Source organism: Solimonas fluminis (assembly GCF_002930645.1).
Taxonomy (GTDB): Bacteria; Pseudomonadota; Gammaproteobacteria; order Nevskiales; family Nevskiaceae; genus Solimonas_A; species Solimonas_A fluminis.
The window spans coordinates 787,596-802,777 of record NZ_PSNW01000001.1 but is presented as its reverse complement, the minus strand read 5'-3'; the positions used below and the strand labels follow the sequence as shown (position 1 = coordinate 802,777).

Below are 15,182 nucleotides of genomic sequence, written 5' to 3'. Positions count from 1 at the left end.
ACAGGGCCGATACGATCTTTACTTCTGCCATCACCGCTTCGCGCACATCGACCTGCGCAAAGCGTAATGTGTAAACCATGTCCTGGCACACCTGTAAAGGATGTGTCCGGTCTGAACACTTGTCCAAAGAAAAAGTAACCAAAAAGAAAAGACCCCCTCCATCCGCGGCCCCGCTGAAGCGGGGCAACCTGCCTGGGGGACGAGTGCGACGGGTCGGACCCACAGGCCGTCCCTGGCCTGAGGGTCCTCGGCCGGACTTCCTGTCCGGCTCGACCCTGCACCCGGCCCCCAGGCAGGCGCTGCTGGAAGGGAACCCGGAACGTCAAGGGCATTCGCTGCGCTCATACAGCGCAAAAGCCCTCGGAAGATAAAAGATGATCCACATCCCCTCGCCCGCTTGCGGGAGAGGGGTGGGGGAGAGGGTTACTGTACAAGGCAAGGGTGCTAACCCAACCGTTCGCCGTGAAGTCCCGGGCTTGTCGAAGGATCGAAGGGCGAACCGTTCAGCCAAGCTCATCCGCTAAACTCCACGCAATCTCGCCGCCGCAAACCCATGGCCACCAAATCCCGCCTCTACCGCATCCAGTTCACCAGCCGCGACCAGGTCTACGAGGTCTATGCGCGCGAAGTCAGCCATGGCGCCATGCTGGGCTTCGTGGAGATCGGAAAGCTGGTGTTCGGCGAGCGCAGCAGCATCGTCGTGGACCCCGGCGAGGAGAAGCTCAAGACCGAATTCGAGAACGTCGAGCGCTTCTACGTGCCGGTGCATGCGGTGATCCGCATCGACGAGGTCAACAAGCAGGGCACGGCGCGCATCCTCGGCGAAGGCGGCAAGGTCACGCCGTTCCCGGCACCCTACGGCTTCGGCGATCCCAAGAAGTAAGCGGCCGCCCAGGAAAAAGCCCGCCAGGAAGGCGGGCTTTTTTCGTTTCAGCGGAGCCTCACGGCGATGGATCGAAGCCGCGTACGGCGCAGGGCTCGTTGCCGCAGACGTTGATCACGCGGCCGTTGGACTTCAGGAACTCGCCCTTCTGGCGCTGTGCCTGCGGGTCCTTGCGCGGGAAGCTGTGCGGGTCGGCGCCGTAGCCCAGCTCCGGGCGCGGCGGGCGGTTGTCGATCGGCGGCGTGGCCACGCCGTCCGGGTTCGAGGTTCCGTCCATCTTCAGCAGCGGGCCGCTGTCCCAGACCACCAGCGCCGAGCCGTTGTGCGGATAGCTCATGCAGGGGATGCCATAGTAGGGCTCGTCGTCGTGATGGCGGCGGTGGATGCCCAGCGGGGCCGGCTCCATCTCCACCAGCGGGTGCACGCCGGGGAACACGGCGGGGCCGCGCTGGGCGCGGGAGCCGCCGACCACGGCCGGGCAGTGGACCTTGGCGCCGATGGTGCGGGCGGCGACCTCGGCAGTGGTCATCGATACCTGGTGGTCGCCGAAGGCCGGGTGCAGCAGTACGCGCTTGCGCGGCGTGTTGGGCAGCGGATCGTCGGCGCGCAGGTGCTGGACATAGCCGTTCATCTCCGAGCGGTCCCAGAGCATCTGGATCAGCGCCAGCGTGAAGGCCTGGTCCAGGGAAGCCGGGTAGGCGGTGTAGAAGAACGCGGCGTAGGTGTCGAAATCGACGCTGCGCTGCAGCAGGGTGGAGTAGTTCATGCCCGGCACGCCGAGCACGCCGGCGCGGATGTCCGGCGACAGCGCCACCAGGGAGCCGCCCATGATGCCGCCCTGGGAGTTGCCGTCGTAGAACAGTTCGCGGCGGTCGATCACGCACTGGTCGCCGACGCGGAAGGCGGCGTTGCTGCAGAAGCCCTGCTCGTTGATCAGCGCACGGCCGATGAACATGAAGTTCAGGAAGCCCTGCTGGCCGCGGTCGGCCAGGGTGGTGAAGTTGCTCATGTCGAGCAGCAGCGTCAGCACGTTGAGCACATCGCCCTCGGACATGCCGATCCAGTCCGCGGCGCAGAACATCAGGCGCTGGTTCTGCGCGGTGTCGCCGATGTGGCCGCCGCCGACCTCGCCCTGGCTGCCGAGCAGGCCATGGCCATAGAGCGAGGGCCGCACGGTGTTGACCGTGGTGGCCTCCGCGGCGTTGGCGGCGTTGCCGAAGGCCACGCGCGGGATGCGGCAGGTGTAGGTGGCGGTCATCGTGCCGTCCTGCACCGGCAGGCCGTCGGGGCTGCCGGCGGTGTTGAAGCGCGAACCCGGCGCGCCCGAGCCGGTGAGGAACTTGGGAACGGTCACGCTGCCCTTGACCTGGCGCGCGATGGTGGCGTTCTCCTCCACCGTGAAGTCGGTGACCTCGTCGACGGTGAACGGCGGCGCGGCAGTCCCCAGGTCGGCGAAGGCGGTGTCGCGGATCTTCAGCGCGCGTTCGCTGAGGTTGCGTTCGCTGGCCACGGTGAAGTCCCAGGCCAGGTACAGCTCGGAACGCTTGATGCCGGCCTTGCCCAGCTTGGCGAACAGTTCTTCCATGTGCGCGCGGCGGCCGTTGATCGAGTCGCGTTCGCTGACATGGTTGTCGCGGAAGATGCGGAAGGCCGGCGAGGCCTCGATGATGCCGCCCTCGGCATCCTTCAGGTTGCGCATCGCCACGATGTAGCGATGGCCTTCCTCGAAGTTCTTGGCCGGGCGCACGATCACCGCGGGGCCCGGATCGGCCAGCGGGTTCTCCGGCAGCGGCAGCATGTCGCAGACCGACTCCACCGCGTGCAGCAGGCTGGTGAGCTGGTCCTGTTCCAGCAGGCCGGTGACCACCGCCAGCGGGTCCGGCAGGTCGCAGAGGCTGGCCTTGGTGAGGTTGGCATCCAGCTCCGCCCAGATCAGGTGGCGCTCCAGCGTGTCGGCATCGATCACCACGATCGGCTGGTCGGCGCGGAAGCTGTCACTGACGTCGGTGATGGGCACCGCGCCGGTCTTGGCCAGGTCCAGGCCCGGCACGCGCGTGAGGATCGCATTGCCCGGCGAGAAGCCGTCGTTGCGGTTCCAGTCGGTGGGCGTGATCGGCTTGCCGATCAGGTTGCGCGGCATCGCGGCCAGCTGCAGGTTCACGCGTCGGCCGGTGTCGGTGCTGCCGTCCTCCACCGTGAAGAAATCGTTGGGCCAGGGGAAGGTGCAGTAGTTCGGATCCAGCGGGTCGCAGGTACCGGGCAGCAGGTCCAGGCCGAGCTGGCTGTCGATGGAGGGTTTCTCCTCGGGAATCGGCTCGGGCTGGCCGTTCTGGCGGCCCGGGGCGACGGAGGAACTGCTGTGGCAGGCGGCCAGGCCGGCCAGCAGGAACGCGATCGCGAGACGGCCGATGCCGTCGGGAATGAACGTGGACACCATGACTCTCCTCAGGGGTGGCAGCGAGAGGGGCTGCACCGTTTTTCCTGGCGGCGGCGGGATCGCCGCGCCGGCCTGCCGTACATCGCGGCGGCTTGTCACGGAATGGTAATGATCGGGTCGCCCCCCCGCAGTGGTAGTTTTTGCCCTGAGCGCCTTGGCTTGGGCGCGGGAGTTCCAGCGGTTTCCCAGGGCCGTTCGTGCGGCACGGCCCCCGTCGCGGCCGGCCGGCGCGACGTTCTTCCGGCGCCGGGCCGGCCCCGCCCTGGCCGTTCCGGACGGCGAAGGACGCTGCCCGACCAGTAGTTTTTCTCGACAGCGTGGGGGCAGCCCCTGGCATGGACCGTCTTGCTGCAGTGCGATCTTCAATGCAGACAAGCACTTGAAAAGAAGCTGCTTTCCCGGATTCCCTCCGGCAGGCGACGGAAATCCGTCGTATGTAGGGTGAACCCCTACATTGCGTAAGGAATGTTCCGCTACGGGCGTAATCCATCCTCGCCAAAGATGGCCTCAAGGCGAACGAGGCGAGGAGAAAACGAATGAAGCCCAACATGCATCTGCGGACCAGCCAGAACATGGCGATGACGCCGCAGCTGCTGCAGTCGATCCGGCTGCTGCAGCTGTCCTCGCTGGAACTCGAGCAGGAACTGCGCGAGGCGCTGGAAAGCAATGTGATGCTGGAGCAGGAGGAGGGCGAATCCTCCGCCGACGAGGCTGCCGCTCCGCAGGAGGCCGCTCCCGCCGCCGAAGTCCACGAGGAGGTCACCGGCATCGACGCCGGTGCCCGCGACAAGGTCGAGGCCGACTTCGACTGGAGCAGCGCCGAAAGCTGGTCCGGCGGCGAGCCCTCCGACGACGACGACCGCCCCTGGGAGGAGCGCCATGCCGCGGCGGTCCAGACCGACGCCCGCATCGCCGCCCTGGAGCAGCTGCGCCTGACCATCGAGGGCCGCCGCGAGGCCCTGATCGCCGAGGCGATCATCGAGGCGATCGACGACAACGGCTACCTGGAGCAGCCGCTGGACGCGATCGTCGCCCGCCTGGGCTCCGGCTTCGCCGCCGGCCTGGACGAGGTGGAGAAGGTGCTGGAGAAGGTGCAGGGCGTCGAGCCCACCGGCTTCGCCGCGCGCAACCTCGCCGAGTGCCTGTGCCTGCAGATCCGCATGCTGCCGGAGCGCACCCCGGGGCGCGACCTCGCCGAATTCCTGGCCGCCGGCGCGCTGGAGCTGCTGGCCGCCAACCGCACGCAGGAACTGCAGCAGCTGCTGGGCGTGAGCCGCGCCGAGATCGGCCAGGCCGTGGCCCTGATCCGCACGCTGAATCCCAAGCCGGCCGCCGCGCTGTCCGCGCCGGCCGAAGCCGTGACCCCGGACCTGGTGGTCACCGGCATGGCCGGCGCCTGGAAGGTGGAGCTGAATGCCGACCGCCTGCCGCGCCTGCGCGTCAACAAGCTGTACGAGCGCCTGCTGACGCAGGCCGGCACGCACAAGGGCCTGCGCGACCAGCTGCAGGAAGCGCGCTGGCTGGTGCGCGGCCTGGAGATCCGCCACCAGACGCTGCTGCGCACCGCCCGCGTGATCTTCCAGCGCCAGCAGGCCTTCCTGGAGCGCGGCGAGGTCGGCATGGCGCCGCTGACGCTGCGCGAGGTGGCCGAAGCCATCGCCATGCACGAATCCACCGTCTGCCGCGTCACCAGCAACAAGTGGGTGCAGACGCCCTGGGGCGTGTACGAGCTCAAGGCCTTCTTCCCGAGCCAGATCACCGGCCTGTCCGGCGAGACCTCCGGCACCGCGGTGAAGGCCATGATCCGCCGCATCATCGACGGCGAAGGCCGCGGTGCGCCGCTGTGCGACGGCGACATCGCCGCGCTGCTGGCCCGCCAGGGCATCCGCGTGGCCCGCCGTACCGTCGCCAAGTATCGCGAAGCGATGAAGATCGCGCCCGCCAAGGAGCGCGGCGCCCCCACCAACCGAGCCGCCGGATGGGCGGGCTGACACGCAGTACAGGACGCAAGGAGCAGGACATGACCACTCTCAGGACATTGCTGATCGACGACAACAAGGCCTTCGTCGTGCTGGCGCGGCATCTGCTGGCCGGCACCCAGGTCGAGGTCGTCGGCGAGGGCTACGACGGCTACGACGCCGTGCGCCTGGCCGAGGAGATCCGCCCCGATCTCATCATCATGGACCTGGCCATGCCCGGCATGGGCGGCCTGCAGGCCACGCGCCTGATCAAGGCCCAGGACCATCCGCCGCGCGTGGTGATCGCCAGCCACTACGACGATGCCGCGCACCGCGAGTTCGCCGCGCAGTCCGGCGCCGACGGTTTCATCAACAAGCAGGACTATGAGCACAACATCGCCCAGCTCTTGCGCGAGTTCTCCCGTGGAGAAGCCCATGTCTGAATCCAGAGTCCTGGTGGTTGACTCCGATGCCTCGCGCCTGCAGACCCTCGGCGCAATCCTGCAGTTCATCGACCACAGCCCCGTGATGGTGGAGTCGGTCGCCGAGCTGAACCTGTCGCAGCAGCGCCAGCAGGACTGGCTGGCGGTGGTGGTGGGCGATACCGCCGACGAGGGCGGCTTCGCCGCCTTCGTCGACTGGCTCAAGCGCGATCGCTACCACCCGCCGCTGCTGGTGCTGCAGCCGCGCCGCGAGGCGCTGATGCAGCGCCACAACCTCGACGCCAGCGCCTGCATGTCGCTGGACTACCCGGTGAAGTACCCGCAGCTGCATGAATTCCTGCGCCGCGCCAGCCTGCTGCGCATGGACCTGGACCAGCAGTCGATGCGCCAGGCCGGCCCCAGCGGCAATTCGCCGGCGATCCGCCGCACGCGCCGCCTGATCGAACAGGTCGCCGCCTTCGACACCACCGTGCTGGTCACCGGCGAATCCGGCACCGGCAAGGAAGTGGTGGCCCGCGCCATCCACTCCTGCTCGTCGCGCCGCGACAAGCCCTTCGTCGCCGTCAATTGCGGCGCCATTCCCTCCGAGCTGCTGGAAAGCGAGCTGTTCGGCCACGAGAAGGGCGCCTTCACCGGCGCCATCACCTCGCGCAAGGGCCGCTTCGAGATGGCCGACGGCGGAACGTTGTTCCTGGACGAGATCGGCGACATGTCGCTGCCGATGCAGGTCAAGATCCTGCGCGCCCTGCAGGAGCGCACCTACGAGCGCGTCGGTTCCAACCGCAGCGTGCGCTGCGACGTGCGCGTGATCGCCGCCACCCACCGCAACCTCGAGGATGCCATCGTCAAGGGCACGTTCCGCGAGGACCTGTTCTATCGCCTCAACGTCTTCCCGATCGAGATGCCGCCGTTGCGCGAGCGCCTCGAGGACCTGCCGATGCTGATCGACGACCTGATCGCCGGCAACGAGCGCAACGGCCACGGTTCGGTGCGCCTGGCGCCGGACGCGGTGCATGCGCTGCGCGCCTACCACTGGCCGGGCAACGTGCGCGAGCTGTCCAACCTGGTGGAGCGCCTGGCGGTGCTGCACCCGAGCGCCACGGTCGGCGCCCAGCTGCTGCCGCAGCGCTATCGCGTGGGCCAGCCGACGCTGACCCCGGCCGAGGAGCCGGCGGAGGATCGCCACGAGGCGATGCTCGCCGCCGCCGGCCTGCTGCCGCCGCCGTCCACGGCCAGCGCCATCGCCGCGCTGAGCACGCTGCCGCCCGAAGGCGTCAACCTCAAGGACCATATCGAGGGCATCGAACTGGCGCTGATCCGCCAGGCGCTGCAACAGTCGTCGGGAGTCGTCGCCCATGCCGCCAAGCTGCTCAACACCCGCCGTACCACGCTGGTGGAGAAGCTGCGCAAGTACGGGCTGACCCGCGAACTGGCAGCCGAGGGCGAGCAGCTCAGCGCCTGAACCGGGACGGGCCGCCGCCATGTGCCGGAAGCTTGACGCCGGACCCGCCGGAAACGGCGCCGGAAAGGCGTTCTGCCGAGGCACAGGAGTTGCACCCCTCCCAGCAAACCGATCCGGAAGCCCGAGATGAACGAAATCGGAATCAACAACGTGCTGGCGCAGATCCGCGCGATGCAGGCCCAGGCCGCCCAGCGGCCGGCCGGCGTCGCGGCGGCGCCGCAGGCTGCGCAGAAGGCCGGTTTCGAGTCCGTGCTGAAGTCCGCCGTGGACAGCGTCAACCAGGCGCAGCAGGACAGCTCGCGCCTGCAGACCGCCTTCGCCATGGGCGACCGCAGCGCCGACCTCGCCTCGGTGATGGTGGCCGGCGCCAAGGCGCAGGTGCAGTTCAAGGGCATGGTCGAAGTCCGCAACCGCCTGGTGAGTGCCTACCAGGACATCATGAACATGCCCATCTAAGGGGCTGATCCGCCATGGCCGAACTCGCCCTTCCGTCTCCCGCCCGCAGCCTCAAGGACATTCCGGCGCTGCGCCAGCTGATCATGCTGGTCGGCGTCGCCGTCGCCGTGGCGGCCGGGTTCACCGTGTTCAGCTGGTCGCAGAAGCCGGACCTGGCGCCGCTCTACGGCAACCTGGCCGACAAGGACGCCGCCGAGATCGGCGAGTCCCTGCGCGCCGCCGGCATTCCCTTCCAGGTGGATACCGCCACCGGCTCCGTCTCGGTGCCGGCAGCCCAGGTCCACGAGGCGCGCCTGAAGCTGGCCTCGCAGGGCCTGCCGCGCGGCAGCGCCCAGGGCTTCGAGCTGATCCAGCAGGAGCAGGGCTTCGGCACCAGCCAGTTCATTGAGACCGCCCGCTACCAGCATGCGCTGGAGACCGAGCTGGCGCGCAGCGTCGCCACGCTGCAGCCGGTGCGTGCCGCGCGCGTGCACCTGGCCCTGCCCAAGGCCTCCGCCTTCGCCCGCAACCGAGAGGCCGCCAGCGCCTCGGTGCTGGTGGAGCTGCATGCCGGCCGCACGCTGGAGGCCGACCAGGTCGCCTCCATCGTGCACATGGTGGCCAGCAGCGTGTCCAACCTGCAGCCCTCCGCCGTCACCGTGGTGGACCAGAACGGCCGCCTGCTGACGCGCGAGGGCGACAGCCAGATGGGCCAGAGTTCCGAGCAGTTCGACTACGCCCGCCGCGTGGAAGCCGACTACGTGCGCCGCATCGAGCAGCTGCTGACACCGATGCTCGGTGCCGGCCGCGTCAGCGCCCAGGTCACCGCCGACCTGGACTTCTCGGTCACCGAGGAGGCTCGCGAGAGCTACAAGCCCGACTCCGCCGCGGTGCGCAGCGAGCAGACCTCCGAGGAGCAGCAGCGCGCGCCGGCCGGCCCCGCCGCCGGCATTCCCGGCGCCACCAGCAACCAGCCGCCGCCGCAGACCGCCAACCCGCCGCTGAACCAGCTCAGCGGCGCCGGCGGCAGCGCCGAGGCGCCGCTGTCGCAGAGCAAGCAGAGTTCGCGCAGCTACGAGATCGACCGCACGCTGAGCCATACGCGCCAGCCGGTCGGCAGCGTGCGCCGCCTTTCCGTGGCCGTGCTGGTGGACTACGTGCCCCGCGTCGGCGCCGACAAGAAGGTCACGATGGTGGCGCTCGGCAAGGCGGAGCTGGACAAGGTCAACGCCCTGGTCCGCGAGGCCGTGGGCTTCAGCGAGCAGCGCGGCGACAGCCTCAGCGTGCAGAACGCCGCCTTCGTGCAGCCCGATGCCGTCACCCCCGACGAGCTGCCGATCTGGCAGAACCCGCAGCTGCGCGACGGCCTGCGCCATCTCGGCGGCGCCCTGGTCGTGCTGGTCCTGATCTTCGCCGTGCTGCGTCCGGTGCTGAAGCAGCTGCTGGCCGCGCCGCTGGCGCCGCGCGCGGCCCCGGGCGCGCTGTCCGCCGGCGCCGTGCCCGGCATGGCGGCAGACGATGTGCGCGTGGTGTCCGATGGACCGGTCGCGCTGGGCCGCGGACCGGGGGCGTCCGCCGTCGCCGCCTTGCCGGACCCCTATGACCAGAAGCTGCAGACCGCGCGCAGCGCGGTCAGCCAGGATCCCAAGCGCGTGGCGCAGGTCGTCAAGAACTGGATCGGACAGGAATGATGGCTGAAGCAACTCCAGCAGCCGGGATCAGCGGCGCCGAGCGCGCCGCGATCCTGCTCATGTCCCTCGGCGAGGCCGAGGCGGCCGAGGTGCTCAAGCACATGGGCGCCAAGGACGTGCAGAAGGTCGGCCAGGCCATGGCCTCGCTGACCAACGTCACCCGCGAACGCGCCAACGAGGTGATGGACCGCTTCGTCATGGAGCTGGACAACCAGACCGCCCTGGGCGTCGGCGCCGACGACTACGTGCGCCGCGTGCTGGTGGGCGCCCTGGGCGAGGACAAGGCCTCGGGCCTGATCGACCGCATCCTGCTGGGCCGCAACAGCAAGGGCCTGGAAGCGCTGAAATGGATGGAGACCCGCGCGGTCGCCGACCTGGTGCGCAACGAGCATCCGCAGATCGTGGCGATCGTGCTGGCCTACCTGGACCCCGACCAGGCCGCCGAGGTCCTGGAACTGCTGCCCGAGCGCATGCGCGGCGACGTGCTGATGCGCATCGCGCGGCTCGACGGCATCCAGCCGGCGGCGCTGCGCGAGCTGGACGAGATCATGGAAAAGCAGTTCTCCGGCGGCAACAACCTCAAGTCCTCCAGCGTCGGCGGGCTCAAGGTCGCGGCCGGCATCCTCAACCTGATGGACTCGGCGATGGAGCAGACCATCGTTGCCCGCATCGGCGAGGTCGACGCCGACCTGTCGCAGCGCATCCAGGACCTGATGTTCGTGTTCGACGACCTCGGCGAGGTCGACGACCGTGGCATCCAGACCCTGCTGCGCGACCTGTCCACCGAGACGCTGGGCATGGCGCTGAAGGGCGCCGATGCGCGCATCAAGGACAAGTTCGTCAAGAACATGTCCAAGCGTGCCGGCGAGATGCTGCTGGAGGACATGGAGGCCAAGGGCCCGGCCCGCGTCTCCGATGTCGAGGCGGCGCAGAAGGAAATCCTGGCGGCCGCGCGCCGCCTGGCCGACGCCGGCACGATCTCGCTGGGCGGCAAGGGGGAAGACTTTGTCTGATCTCGCTCCCACGTTGCGCTGGGAACCGCCGGTCTTTCCCGCTCCGGGCCGCTGTCCCGAGGACGTGGTGCTGCACACTGCGCAGCAGCTCGACGAGATGGAGGCCGCCGCCTACCAGGACGGCTTCGCCCGCGGCCACGGCGAGGGCTATGCCGCCGGCGTCCAGCAGGCGCGGGCCGAGGCCGCGCGCCTGCGCGAGCTGGTGGCGCACCTGGCGCGCCCGCTGGCGCAGATCGACGAGGAAGTGGAGCGCACCCTGGTGGCGATGACCGTGGAGGTCGCGCGCCGGCTGGTGCAGCAGGAACTGGAACTGGACCCCGCGCGCGTGCTCGGGGTGGTGCGCGAGGCCATCGGCGCGCTGGACGGCGCCGGCCGCGAGTTGCGCGTGATGGCGCACCCCGAGGACGCCAAGCTGCTGCAGGAGCACCTGGTGGCGCCGCCCGAGGTCAATTCCCTGCGCGTGATCGCCGATCCCTCGCTGATGCGGGGCGATTGCCGCGTGGCCAGCGAGTTCGCGCAGGTCGATGCGCGCCTCGACACGCGCCAGGCCAACCTGGCGCAGAGCCTGATCGGGGAGGCGGAGTGAAATCCGTGACCTATGCAGGAGCGGCCGTTGGCCGCGATAGCGCTTTCGGGGCCAACGGCCGCTCCGACGATTCGCGGATCTTCCCGTGAGCGAATTTGCCGCCGCGCGCAACAAGTTCCTGAACCGCCGTCTCAAGGCCCAGTCCACGCATGTCGCGCATGCGCGCACGCTGATGGTGGAGGGCACGCTCAAGCGGGTCGTCGGCCTGACGCTGGAGGCGGTCGGCTGCCAGGTGCAGATCGGCGCGCGCTGCCGGGTGGCCAACGCCGACGGCACCGGCCTGGAAGCCGAGGTCGTGGGCTTCTCCGGCGACCGCACCTTCCTGATGCCCACCGGCGACATGCAGGGCCTGAAGCCCAACGCCCGCGTGATCCCGATCCGCCACGCCGCCGAGGTGGCGGTGGGCGAGGGCCTGCTCGGCCGCGTGCTCGACGGCGAGGGCCGTCCCCTGGACGGCAAGGGCCGGCTCGACTGCAATGCCTACGCGCGCCTGCAGGGCACGCCGATCAACCCGCTGGCGCGCACGCCGATCAGCGAGCCGCTGGACGTCGGCGTGCGCACGATCAACTCCCTGCTCAGCGTCGGACGCGGCCAGCGCCTGGGCCTGTTCGCCGGCACCGGCGTGGGCAAGTCCACCCTGCTGGGCATGATGACCCGCTTCACCAAGGCCGACGTCATCGTCGTGGGCCTGGTCGGCGAGCGCGGCCGCGAGGTGCGCGATTTCCTCGACCACAACCTGGGGCCCGAGGGCCTGCGCCGCGCCGTGGTGGTGGCGACGCCGGCCGACCGCTCGCCGCTGATGCGCCTGCGCGGCGCCTACCTGGCCACCGCCATCGCCGAGTATTTCCGCGACCAGGGCCGCCATGTGCTGCTGCTGATGGATTCGCTGACGCGTTTCGCCCAGGCGCAGCGCGAGATCGGCCTGGCCGTGGGCGAGCCGCCGACCACGCGCGGCTACCCGCCCTCGGTGTTCGCCAAGCTGCCGGCCCTGGTGGAGCGCGCCGGCAACGGCATCGACGGCCGCGGCTCGATCACGGCCTTCTACACCGTGCTCACCGAGGGCGACGATCCCAACGATCCCATCGCCGATACCGCGCGCGGCATCCTCGACGGGCATATCGTGCTGTCGCGCGCCATTGCCGACGCCGGCCTGTATCCGGCCATCGACATCGAGGCCTCGATCTCGCGCGTGGCCAACGAGATCACGGCGCCGGATCACCAGCAGCGCATGCGCCAGTTCAAGGCGCTGTTCAGTGCCTACCAGCGCAACCGCGACCTGATCAACATCGGGGCCTACCAGAAGGGCTCCGATGCCCGCGTGGACGCGGCCATCGCCCGCTGGCCGCGCATCGAGGAATTCCTGCGCCAGGACGTGCGCGAGCCGGCCGGCTTCGAGATCAGCCGCGGCGCCCTGGATGCCTTGCTGACGACATGACGACAAAGGGGAACACCGCATGAATTCGCGCCGCCTGGTCCCTCTGCAGACCCTCGCCGACCGGCGCGAGGACGAGGCGGCGCGCCGCCTGGCCGAGGTGCAGCGCCGCCATGCCGAGCAGGAGGCGCGACTGGTGGAACTGCGCCGCTATGCCGACGAGTACGCCGCCGCGCCCGCCGGTCCCACGGCGGCGCTGATGCTCAACCGCCAGGCCTTCCTGTCGCGCCTGCGCGAGGCCGAGCGCTTCCAGGTGCAGGCGGTGGAGGATGCGCGCCTGGCCGTGGAGGCCGAGCGCGCCGCCTGGCTGCTGAAGCGCCGCGACGTGTCCGTGCTGGACCAGCTCGCCGCCTGCTACCGCGGCCGCGAGCAGCGCCAGGACGAACGCCGCGAGCAGCGCGGCGCGGATGAACTGGCGCTGCGCCGCTTTGCCGCGGCCAAGGACAGCCTGACGTGACGGCCTTGCCCGCCGTGACGGCGCCTGCCGCACCGTCCGCCGCGCCGCCAGCGGCGGCGTCCGTGCCCGATGCCGCGCTGCTGCCGCTGTTCAGCCTGCTGTTGCCCGATACCGCGGACATGGCCACTCCCGTTGCCGACGCGGTCGATGCCGCCGCGACGGGGGCGGATGGCGAGGGCGATGTCGCGGCGCCGGCCGGGCTGGTCGACTGGCTGCTGTCGATGGCTCCGCCCGTGGCGCCGCCGCCGCCGGTGGCGGCCAACGATGCACCGGTCGCGCTGCCGTCGATGCCGGCTGAAGTCGCGGAGCCGGCGGTGGCATTGCCGGCTGCCCTGAAGGATTTGCCCGATACGCCGGAGGCGCCGTTGCCGCCGCCGCCGGACGCCACCGCGCCACCGGCCTTCACGCTGTCGGCGCCGTTGCCGGCACCGACAGCGGCGGCGCCCGGCACGCCGGCCGCCGCGGCATCCTTGCCGTCGGCGCCGGTCTTGCCGCCCCTGTCGCCGGAAGACCCGGACTGGAGTGCGTCACTGGGTGAGCGCGTCAGCTGGGCCACCGAATCCGGCCTGTCGGAGGCCACCATCGACCTGCACCCGGAGGAACTGGGGCCGATCCGCATCCGTATCGAGACGCAGGGTTCGCTGGCGGACGTGTCGTTCCAGGCGGCCAATGCCGCCACGCGTGACTTGCTGGCGCAGTCGCTGCCGCAGTTGCGCGGCCTGCTGAACGGGCAGGGCATGGACATGGGCCGCTCCCAGGTCGCGGCGCTGCCGGCCCCGCGCCGTGGTGAGGGCCGTGGCCTGTCCGAAGAGCCGGTATCCGGCGCTGGCCGCCGGCTCTACCGCGTGGGCTTGGTCGACGACTACGCCTGAAGGCTGTCGGGCGCCGACAGCGCCACCGGTGCAGAGCTGCCCGGCTTGCGCCGCGGCGCTTCCTCGGCTGCTTCCTCGGGCAGCATGGAGCCCAGGAACGCCATCACCAGCATCAGGCCGCCCAGCACCATTCCCGTGATGTTGAGGCTGCTGTAGCGATCGTTGCGTGGATGATCAGGCGCGACCTGCGCGTTGATCCGGTTGGCCAGCTCCTGTGCTGGCGTCAAGGTCAAGACGGACAGCATCGCGACAAGGGTCAGGGGGCCGGGCAGGAAGTTGCCCACCAGCGAGAGCACGATGAAGGCCACCGCCATCGTGCCGGCTTCGAACGAGTGAGGCAGCCGCGCGGCGTCCGCCTCGGCGCGGATGCGCTTGAACAGGGAGTGGGCAAAGAAGATCGCGAACACGGCACGCCAGAACGGCAGGATGTCCGAGCCTTCGCGCTGCTTCACCCGCCACCACTGCTTGTAGAACCAGTAGAGGCTGTAGAAGCTGAAGGTGAAGATCGACATCACCAGCAGCTTGCGCGTCGACACCGCGAACCAGGGCGCCTCGTTGTCCACCGGGCGGGCGCTGGCGGCCGCCCAGGCTGGCGGTGCGCCGGGCGCGGGAGCCGGCGACACCTCGGTGAAGTCCGGGGCAGGAGCAGGGGGTGGCGTCTCCGGCATCAGGCCGCGCACCGAGGACGCCGCGATCCACTCGGCCATGCCCTCGCGCCAGACCAGGGCATCGGGCTGCAGGCCGCCCTCGGCGGCGATGCGCTTCAACTCATGGGCGCTGATCGGCCCATGCTGCTGCGTGCCGTTGGCATACCACCAGACCCGGGCGCCGCTGTCCTGGTTTTCCTGCATGGGCCGCTTGCCTCAGGCTGCCAGCTTGCCGTTGAGATAGTCCTCCAGCAGCACCAGGCGATCGTTGCCCCAGAACATCTGCTCGCCCACGAAGAAGGTCGGCGCGCCGAACACGCCGCGCTCCACCGCCTCCTCGGTATTGGCGCGCAGCAGGTCCTTGGCCGGCTGCTCCTGCGCCGCCGCCAGCAGGGCGGCGCCGTCGAAGCCGGCGGCGTCGGCCACGCCCTTGAGCACCTCGGCCTGGCTGATGTCGGCGTCGCGGGTCCAGTAGGCCGTCATCACCGCCTGGGCCCAGCGGCCCACCTGCTCCGGCGGCAGCGCGCAGCCGATGCGTCCGGCGGTCAGGCTGTTGACCGGGAACACGCGGGGGAAGAACAGCGGCACGCCGTAGTGCTTGGCCCAGAGGCGCAGGTCCTTGAACAGGTACTTGCCCTTGGCCGGGATCTGCGCCGGGGCGCGGTTGCCGGTGGCCTCGAAGGCCTTGCCCAGCACGAAGGGGCGCCATTGCAGGCTGCAGCCGCAGCGCTGCGCCAGCGCCTCGATCTGCGTGGCCGCCAGGTAGGTGTAGGGGCTGGCCGCATCCCAGAAGAATTCGATGGTCCGCTGCGTCATTGCTGGTTCTCCCAATATGAATGCCGCCATACTACCGGGGACCGGCATGG

Annotated in this window: 15 protein-coding genes; 11 read left to right on the top strand and 4 right to left on the bottom strand. The window is 69.9% G+C overall.

What is annotated here, in order from left to right; translation table 11 throughout:
* Positions 1-187: hypothetical protein (locus tag C3942_RS22530; RefSeq protein WP_207765955.1), on the bottom strand; the 187-nt coding region annotated here is incomplete at its 3' end.
* A gap of 366 nt (positions 188-553) precedes the next feature.
* Here C3942_RS22530 and C3942_RS03725 point away from each other — a divergent pair.
* Positions 554-883, top strand: a complete 330-nt coding sequence (locus tag C3942_RS03725) for a DUF1820 family protein (RefSeq protein ID WP_104228966.1) — start codon at positions 554-556, stop codon at positions 881-883.
* Between the two features lie 58 nt (positions 884-941).
* Here C3942_RS03725 and C3942_RS03720 read toward each other — a convergent pair whose 3' ends face one another.
* A complete protein-coding gene (locus tag C3942_RS03720) occupies positions 942-3,317 on the bottom strand; it encodes a hypothetical protein (protein WP_165797302.1) in 2,376 nt (791 codons plus the stop codon).
* A gap of 539 nt (positions 3,318-3,856) precedes the next feature.
* Here C3942_RS03720 and rpoN point away from each other — a divergent pair.
* The 10 genes from rpoN to C3942_RS03670 all read left to right on the top strand — a co-directional run bounded on the left by rpoN (position 3,857) and on the right by C3942_RS03670 (position 13,669).
* Positions 3,857-5,311, top strand: a complete 1,455-nt coding sequence (gene rpoN / locus C3942_RS03715; RefSeq protein WP_104228964.1) for an RNA polymerase factor sigma-54 — start codon at positions 3,857-3,859, stop codon at positions 5,309-5,311.
* A gap of 29 nt (positions 5,312-5,340) precedes the next feature.
* Positions 5,341-5,721 (top strand): response regulator, encoded by a 381-nt coding sequence (locus C3942_RS03710; protein WP_104228963.1) that lies wholly within the window; start codon positions 5,341-5,343, stop codon positions 5,719-5,721.
* Positions 5,714-7,183, top strand: coding sequence for a sigma-54 dependent transcriptional regulator (locus tag C3942_RS03705; protein WP_104228962.1), 1,470 nt, complete (start codon positions 5,714-5,716; stop codon positions 7,181-7,183). Before C3942_RS03710 ends, C3942_RS03705 begins: the two co-directional genes overlap by 8 nt.
* Before the next feature lie 126 nt (positions 7,184-7,309).
* On the top strand, positions 7,310-7,639 hold the full coding sequence (fliE, locus tag C3942_RS03700; protein ID WP_104228961.1) for a flagellar hook-basal body complex protein FliE: 330 nt from the start codon (positions 7,310-7,312) through the stop codon (positions 7,637-7,639).
* 14 nt (positions 7,640-7,653) lie between these two features.
* A complete protein-coding gene (gene fliF / locus C3942_RS03695) occupies positions 7,654-9,309 on the top strand; it encodes a flagellar basal-body MS-ring/collar protein FliF (RefSeq protein ID WP_104228960.1) in 1,656 nt (551 codons plus the stop codon).
* A gap of 26 nt (positions 9,310-9,335) precedes the next feature.
* Complete coding sequence (fliG, locus tag C3942_RS03690) at positions 9,336-10,322, top strand: flagellar motor switch protein FliG (protein WP_366516583.1); 987 nt, start codon at positions 9,336-9,338, stop codon at positions 10,320-10,322.
* The gene (locus C3942_RS03685) at positions 10,315-10,908 is read left to right on the top strand and encodes a FliH/SctL family protein (RefSeq protein WP_165797301.1); all 594 of its coding nucleotides are present in this window, start codon (positions 10,315-10,317) and stop codon (positions 10,906-10,908) included. The genes fliG and C3942_RS03685 overlap by 8 nt, the downstream gene beginning before the upstream one ends.
* Before the next feature lie 85 nt (positions 10,909-10,993).
* Positions 10,994-12,343 carry a flagellar protein export ATPase FliI gene (gene fliI / locus C3942_RS03680; protein WP_279330930.1) on the top strand — a complete coding sequence of 450 codons (1,350 nt, stop codon included), beginning with the start codon at positions 10,994-10,996 and terminating at the stop codon, positions 12,341-12,343.
* A gap of 19 nt (positions 12,344-12,362) precedes the next feature.
* Positions 12,363-12,797, top strand: coding sequence for a flagellar export protein FliJ (gene fliJ / locus C3942_RS03675; protein ID WP_104228957.1), 435 nt, complete (start codon positions 12,363-12,365; stop codon positions 12,795-12,797).
* A complete protein-coding gene (locus C3942_RS03670; protein WP_133164225.1) occupies positions 12,794-13,669 on the top strand; it encodes a flagellar hook-length control protein FliK in 876 nt (291 codons plus the stop codon). Before fliJ ends, C3942_RS03670 begins: the two co-directional genes overlap by 4 nt.
* On the opposite strand, the gene C3942_RS03665 is transcribed toward C3942_RS03670, so the two are convergent.
* Positions 13,660-14,520, bottom strand: coding sequence for a DUF4339 domain-containing protein (locus tag C3942_RS03665; protein WP_104228955.1), 861 nt, complete (start codon positions 14,518-14,520; stop codon positions 13,660-13,662). The two genes, C3942_RS03670 and C3942_RS03665, sit on opposite strands and share 10 nt — an antisense overlap.
* A 12-nt stretch (positions 14,521-14,532) precedes the next feature.
* Positions 14,533-15,132 (bottom strand): 2-hydroxychromene-2-carboxylate isomerase, encoded by a 600-nt coding sequence (locus C3942_RS03660; protein WP_104228954.1) that lies wholly within the window; start codon positions 15,130-15,132, stop codon positions 14,533-14,535.
* Positions 15,133-15,182 lie beyond the last annotated feature (50 nt).